6 protein-coding genes and 1 pseudogene are annotated in these 6,892 nt (G+C 70.9%); 4 read left to right on the top strand and 3 right to left on the bottom strand.

The features are described from left to right. Together AB0O00_RS13660 and AB0O00_RS13665 are read right to left on the bottom strand one after the other, a co-directional pair. A pseudogene (locus AB0O00_RS13660) lies at window positions 1–332 on the bottom strand (hypothetical protein); the annotation flags it as partial. 104 nt (window positions 333–436) lie between these two features. Next, a complete protein-coding gene (locus AB0O00_RS13665; RefSeq protein WP_363651322.1) occupies window positions 437–646 on the bottom strand; it encodes a hypothetical protein in 210 nt (69 codons plus the stop codon). A gap of 253 nt (window positions 647–899) precedes the next feature. On the opposite strand from AB0O00_RS13665, the gene AB0O00_RS13670 reads away from it, so the two are divergent. Next, complete coding sequence (locus AB0O00_RS13670; protein ID WP_363651324.1) at window positions 900–1,877, top strand: carbohydrate kinase family protein; 978 nt, start codon at window positions 900–902, stop codon at window positions 1,875–1,877. On the opposite strand, the gene AB0O00_RS13675 is transcribed toward AB0O00_RS13670, so the two are convergent. Beyond that, on the bottom strand, window positions 1,870–3,390 hold the full coding sequence (locus AB0O00_RS13675; protein ID WP_363651326.1) for an aminotransferase class V-fold PLP-dependent enzyme: 1,521 nt from the start codon (window positions 3,388–3,390) through the stop codon (window positions 1,870–1,872). The genes AB0O00_RS13670 and AB0O00_RS13675 overlap by 8 nt on opposite strands. Window positions 3,391–3,755: 365 nt before the next feature. Here AB0O00_RS13675 and coxB point away from each other — a divergent pair, with 365 nt between their 5' ends. From coxB to AB0O00_RS13690, 3 genes are all read left to right on the top strand, one after another. Continuing rightward, entirely contained in the window at window positions 3,756–4,610 is an 855-nt protein-coding gene (coxB, locus tag AB0O00_RS13680) for a cytochrome c oxidase subunit II (protein ID WP_363651328.1), read from the top strand. An 86-nt stretch (window positions 4,611–4,696) separates the two neighbouring features. After that, entirely contained in the window at window positions 4,697–6,382 is a 1,686-nt protein-coding gene (ctaD, locus tag AB0O00_RS13685; RefSeq protein ID WP_363651350.1) for a cytochrome c oxidase subunit I, read from the top strand. Then, a complete protein-coding gene (locus AB0O00_RS13690) occupies window positions 6,382–6,798 on the top strand; it encodes a cytochrome c oxidase subunit 4 (RefSeq protein WP_363651330.1) in 417 nt (138 codons plus the stop codon). The genes ctaD and AB0O00_RS13690 overlap by 1 nt, the downstream gene beginning before the upstream one ends. Window positions 6,799–6,892: the final 94 nt, after the last annotated feature.

A 6,892-nucleotide genomic window follows, 5' to 3' on the forward strand; every position in this document is an offset into this window, starting at 1 on the left:
GTGGCCCCCGTCGGCTGCGCCGGGGCCGACGGCACCGAGCCCGGGGCCGTCCCGGCCGGCGCCGGAGCCGTCGCCGACGCGCCCGGCCCGCCGGAGGCGCCCGCCGTGGGCGCGCCGGCCGACGCACTCGCTGACGCACCGGCCGAAGCGCCGTCGGACGGCGTCGGCGCCACCGGGGAGCCCGAGGCCGTCGCCGAGGCCGTCGCCGTGGCCGCCGCCTCCGAGGACGACTTCCCGTCCCCGTTGCACCCGGCCACCGTCACCGCCGCCGCCAGCACCAGACCCGCCAGCGCCACGGCCCGCCGACCGCGCGGCATCCGCTCCTGCTCCATGTGCACATCCTCCCGAGGGCTCAGGGGCGCCGCCTCCACGGCCGCTCCGCGCGGATGTGACGTGGCCCGGACGGATCCGGTTCCGCCCGGGTCCGACGAAGGCCTCAGTAGCCGTACTCGGGCATCCCGGCGACCAGCCGCTGCGCACCGGACGGCACCCGGAAGCCCGCGTGCACCGGGGCGCTCGGCTCGGGGTGGGCCGCCAGCAGTGGCCAGAACCGGCGCAGCCGCCGGGAGGAGTCCACCAGGGCGTCGAGCGTCTCGCCGTCCGCGTCGCCGCGCAGCACGGGGAGGGAGGAGGAACTGGGCATCATCGGGCACCGCTCCGATCGGGCTCGTGCCGCGGCCGCAGTGCCGCGGTCACCGGGGCGGGCCGCTCGGGCCCGCACCTTCCGCCAACCTAGGACGACGTTCTTCCCACCCACCAGTGCTACTCGGAGGTAGTACACGATCGCTTATAGGGGGTGCCATTTCCGGCACTCGTGGGATCTCCCCGCGCCCGCCCGGTACCGTGAACGGGTTCACCCGCTCGCCCATGGCCCTGCCGCCATCCTGAGGAGACATTCCGTGCGCATCGCCGTCGCCGGCTCGATCGCTACCGACCACCTGATGACGTTCCCCGGCCGGTTCGCCGACCAGCTGGTCGCCGAGCAGCTCCACACCGTGTCGCTGTCCTTCCTGGTCGACACCCTGGACATCCGCCGTGGGGGCGTCGCCCCGAACATCGCGTTCGGCATGGGCGTGCTCGGGCTCCGCCCGGTCCTCGTCGGCGCGGCCGGGGCGGACTTCGCCGAGTACCGCAGCTGGCTGGAGCGCAACAACGTCGACTGTGAGTCCGTGCACATCTCCGAGACCCGGCACACCGCCCGGTTCATGTGCACCACCGACGAGGACCACAACCAGATCGCCTCGTTCTACACCGGTGCCATGGCCGAGGCCCGCAGCATCGAGCTGAAGCCGATCGCCGACCGGACCGGCGGCCTGGACCTCGTCCTGATCGGCGCGGACGACCCGCAGGCGATGGTCCGCCACACCCAGGAGTGCCGCACCCGCGGCTACGCCTTCGCGGCCGACCCCTCCCAGCAGCTGGCCCGCCTGGAGGGCGACGACATCCGCGAGATCGTCGACGGCGCCGCGTACCTGTTCACCAACGAGTACGAGGCCGCGCTGATCGAGAGCAAGACCGGCTGGGGCGCCGACGAGCTCCTCGCCCGGGTCGGTACCCGGATCACCACCCTCGGCAGCAAGGGCGTGCGCATCGAGCGCAAGGGCGAGCCGGCCATCCTCGTCGGCTGCGCCCCCGAGGAGACCAAGGCCGACCCGACCGGCGTCGGCGACGCCTTCCGGGCCGGCTTCCTCGCCGGCATCTCGTGGGAGCTGGACCTGGAGCGCGCCGCCCAGCTCGGCTGCATGCTCGCCACCCTGGTGATCGAGACCGTCGGCACCCAGGAGTACGAGCTGCGCCCGGCCGCCTTCCTGAAGCGCTTCGAGGACGCCTACGGCGCCGACGCCGCCGCGGACATCCGCTCGCACCTGGTCAAGTAGTCCGCCGCACCAGGTAGGCCGAGCCCCGGTCGCCGCCGAAGTCGGCGGCCGGGGCCTCGCCCGTGTACTCCTGGCCGCGCATGTCGCACCAGGCGGGGATGTCCAGGCGGGCCGCCTCGTCGTCCGCCAGCACGGCGACCGTCCCGCCCACCGGCACCTCGCCGATCCGCTTGGCCAGCTCGATCACCGGCAGCGGGCACCGCTTGCCCAGCGCGTCGATCACTGTGACTCGCCCGCTCGCCTCCGGGCGCGCCCTCCGGGTACCCGGCGCCGACACTCCTCGCTCCCTCGCTCCCTCCTCCGTCGGTCGCTCCCTCGCTCCTTCGCTTTCGGCGCCGGCACGCCCTTCGGCTCGGGGCGGTGTTCCCACGACCTCCGGCGCCGGCAGGTCCAGCCCGAGCGGCGCCCGGACGCCGGCCACCAGCTCCGGCAGGACGGTCAGGAACCGCTCGACGTCCGCCTCGGCCGTCCCGTACGGCAGCGAGACCCGGACGTTGCCCTCGGTGAGCACCCCCATCGCGGCCAGCACGTGGCTGGGCGTGAGCGTGGACGAGGTGCAGGAGGAGCCGGAGGACACGGCGAAGCCGGCCCGGTCCAGCTCGGTCAGCAGCACCTCGCCGTCCACGTACAGGCACGAGAAGGTGACGATGTGCGGCAGCCGCCGCACCGGGTCGCCGACCACCTCGACCTCGGGCACCAGCCGCGGCACCCGGGCCCGGATCCGCTCCACCAGCGCGTGCAGCCGGGCGTTCTCCCGCTCGGCCTCGGCCCGCACGGCCCGCAGCGAGGCGGCGGCGGCCACGATCGCCGGGACGTTGACGAAGCCGGGCACCCGCCCGCCCTCGCGCTCGTCGGCCGGCAGCGGCGAGGCGTACCGGACGCCCTTGCGCACCGCCAGCACCCCGACCCCGGGCGGCCCGCCCCACTTGTGCGCGCTCGCGGCCAGCAGCGACCACCCGGCGGGCAGGTCGACCCGGCCGGCGCTCTGGGCGGCGTCCACCAGCAGCGGGACCCCGGCCTCCCGGCAGAGCGCGGCGACCTCCTCGACCGGCTGGACCGTCCCCACCTCGTGGTTGGCGCTCTGCAGCGCGGCCAGCGCGGTGTCCTCCCTGAGCAGCCCGGCGAAGCCGTCCGCGGACACCCGCCCGGCCCGGTCCACCGGCACCACCGAGACGGTGCCGCCGGAGCCCTCGTGCCGCTCGGCGACGTGCAGCACGCTGGAGTGCTCCACCGCCGAGTGCACCAGGTGCCCGCCGCGCCGCCGGTTCCCGGCCAGCGCGCCCAGGACGCCGAGTTGCACGGCCTGGGTGCCGCTGGCGGTGAAGGAGATCTCGTCCGCCCGGGCGCCGAGTACCTCGGCGACCGTCTCGCGTGCGGCGTCCAGCAGCATCCGGGCCTGCCGCCCGGACCGGTACAAGCGCGCCGGATCGGCCCACCCCTCGTCCAGCGCGGCGGTCAGTGCCTGCCGCGCGACGGGGTGGAGCGGCGCCGTCGAAGCCACGTCGAAGTACACGGTCACATTTAACGGCACGCCGGGTCGCTCCGGAGCCCCGCGGCGGTGCTCACCCCCCGTCAGTCGATCATCCGGAATGTCCGCTTCGTCCGCGTCCGACGGACCGTCACCCGCGTTGCGGGAGGTCATCCCCCGATCGGGGGTACGGACCTCGAATGCCTGGGATGACCTGCGGCGTAGCCCCTGCCGGGCCTGATCGGGCGACCGGGCGGCGCGTTACCGGGGGCTGCCCGTCAGGAGCGCATAAGGCTGGAGTAGGGTTTGGCCCGCATAAGCATTCAAACCGTGCCCGTGGACGGGTCGCCGGGGAGGGCAGTCCTCCTCGGGGCGACGCGAAGGCGGGCGAGACTTCGGGAAGGCGCTACGTGAGTCCCAACGGCTCCGACCGCTCGCCGCGGCGCACGATGCGGCGGAAGCTGCCTCAGGCGCTGGCACTGGGCCTCGTCATCGCGACCGCCACCGGCTGCTCGGCCAACGACCTCCCCAGGCTTGGCCTCCCGAGCCCCGTCACCAAGGAAGGACCCATGGTCCTTCAGATGTGGCAGGGCTCCTGGATCGCGGCGCTGGTGGTCGGCGTACTGATGTGGGGTCTGATCATCTGGAGCGTGATCTTCCACCGGCGCAGCCGCACCGGCGTGGAGATCCCTCCGCAGACCCGGTACAACGTGCCCATCGAGGCGCTCTACACCGCGGTCCCCATCATCATCGTCTCGGTGCTCTTCTACTTCGTCGCCCGCGACGAGAACAAGCTGACCGCCGTTTCCGAGAAGCCGCAGCACTACGTCAACGTGGTCGGCTTCCAGTGGAGCTGGGCGTTCAACTACGAGAACACCGAGACCCCCGACCCGGCCAACAAGGACGCCGCCTACGAGGTGGGCACCCCCAAGGACGCGCCCACGCTGTGGCTGCCGGTCAACGAGACGGTCCAGTTCCGTCTCACCTCGCGTGACGTCATCCACGACTTCTGGCCCGTCAACTTCATGATGAAGATGGACGTCGTGCCGGGCGTGGTGAACAAGTTCGAGGTCACGCCGACCGTCAAGGGCGAGTACATGGGCAAGTGTGCCGAGCTCTGCGGCACCGACCACTCGCGCATGCTGTTCAACGTCAAGGTCGTCGACCGTGCCGACTACGACAAGCACCTGGCTGACCTCCGGGCCAAGGGCCAGACCGGCGCGGTGCCCTCGGGCGTCATCTCCATGGGAAGTGAAGAGAAGTGACCATCCTCAACGAGCCCGCCGCGGCCGGCGGGGGCGCCGAGGCCGTCACGGTCGGGGCGCAGCGGACCCGCAAGCCGGGTGCGACCATCATCAAGTGGCTCACGACCACTGACCACAAGACGATCGGCACGCTGTACCTGCTGACGTCGTTCGCCTTCTTCCTGATCGGTGGCATCCTCGCCCTGGTCATGCGCGCCGAGCTGGCTCGTCCCGGGACCCAGATCCTGTCGAACGAGCAGTTCAACCAGGCGTTCACGATGCACGGCACGATCATGCTGCTGATGTTCGCGACCCCGCTGTTCGCGGGCTTCGCGAACTGGATCATGCCGCTCCAGATCGGTGCCCCGGACGTGGCGTTCCCGCGTCTGAACATGTTCGCGTACTGGCTGTACCTCTTCGGCTCGGTCATCGCCGTGGGTGGCTTCCTCACCCCGAACGGTGCCGCGAGCTTCGGCTGGTTCGCCTACTCGCCGCTGTCGGACGCCGTGCACTCGCCGGGCGTCGGCGGTGACATGTGGATCATGGGTCTGGCCTTCTCCGGCTTCGGCACGATCCTCGGTGCGGTCAACTTCATCACCACGATCATCTGCATGCGCGCGCCCGGCATGACGATGTTCCGGATGACGATCTTCACCTGGAACGTCCTGCTGACCGCGGTGCTGATCCTGCTGGCCTTCCCGGTCCTGGCCGCCGCGCTGTTCGCCCTGGAGGCGGACCGCAAGTTCGGTGCACACGTCTTCGACCCGACGAACGGCGGCGCGCTGCTCTGGCAGCACCTGTTCTGGTTCTTCGGTCACCCCGAGGTGTACATCATCGCGCTGCCGTTCTTCGGCATCGTGTCGGAGATCATCCCGGTCTTCAGCCGCAAGCCGATGTTCGGCTACTCCGGCCTGATCGCGGCCACCATCGCGATCGCCGGTCTGTCCGTGACGGTGTGGGCGCACCACATGTACGTCACCGGCCAGGTGCTGCTGCCGTTCTTCTCCTTCATGACCTTCCTGATCGCGGTCCCGACCGGTGTGAAGTTCTTCAACTGGGTCGGCACCATGTGGAAGGGCTCGCTGAGCTTCGAGACCCCGATGCTCTGGACGGTCGGCTTCCTGGTCACCTTCCTCTTCGGTGGTCTGACCGGTGTCCTGCTGGCCTCCCCGCCGATCGACTTCCACGTCTCGGACTCGTACTTCGTCGTCGCCCACTTCCACTACGTGGTCTTCGGCACCGTCGTCTTCGCGATGTTCGCCGGCTTCCACTTCTGGTGGCCGAAGATGACCGGCAAGATGCTGGACGAGCGCCTCGGCAAGATCACCTTCTGGACGCTGTTCTTCGGCTTCCACACCACCTTCCTGGTGCAGCACTGGCTCGGCGCGGAGGGCATGCCCCGCCGCTACGCCGACTACCTGGCCTCGGACGGCTTCACCACGCTGAACACCGTCTCGACCATCGGCTCGTTCGTGCTCGGCATGTCGATCCTGCCGTTCCTGTACAACGTCTGGAAGACGGCCAAGTACGGCGAGAAGATCGAGGTCGACGACCCGTGGGGCTACGGCCGCTCGCTGGAGTGGGCGACCTCCTGCCCGCCGCCGCGGCACAACTTCCTCACCCTCCCGCGGATCCGCTCCGAATCCCCGGCCTTCGACCTCCACCACCCGGAGATCGCCGCGCTGGACTACCTGGAGAACCACGGCGAGGAGGCCAAGCACCTCGCCGGCGTGACCCCGGCGAAGTACGACGCCCCGCAGCTGGGCAAGGGCAAGAAGGACGGCGACGCCTGATGAAGGAACAGGGAAAGATCTTCCTCGGCCTGTCGGTCTTCGTCCTCGCGATGGCGATCACCTACGGCCTGTGGACCAACCAGTCGGACCACGGCATCGAGGCGGCCGGCACCACGGCGCTGTTCCTGGCCTTCGCGCTGTGCGCCTTCATCGGGTACTACCTCGCCTTCACCGCCCGCCGGGTGGACAGCGGCGCGGGTGACAACCCCGAGGCCGAGGTCGCGGACGACGCCGGTGAGCTGGGCTTCTTCGCCCCGCACAGCTGGCAGCCGCTCTCGCTGGCGCTCGGTGGCGCGCTGGCCTTCATGGGCGTGATCTTCGGCTGGTGGCTGATGTTCTGGGCCGCCCCGATCATCCTGATCGGCCTGTTCGGCTGGGTCTTCGAGTTCTACCGCGGCGAGAACCAGAACCAGTAGGTTCCACCGCACCGGCAGGGGCCGGACCTCCCCCCCCGGCGGGGCGGCCCCACGTGCGTACCCCCGGGGTTGCCCACACACACCCCGGGGGAAC

This window comes from Kitasatospora sp. NPDC093558 (assembly GCF_040683475.1).
Taxonomy (GTDB): Bacteria; Actinomycetota; Actinomycetes; order Streptomycetales; family Streptomycetaceae; genus Kitasatospora.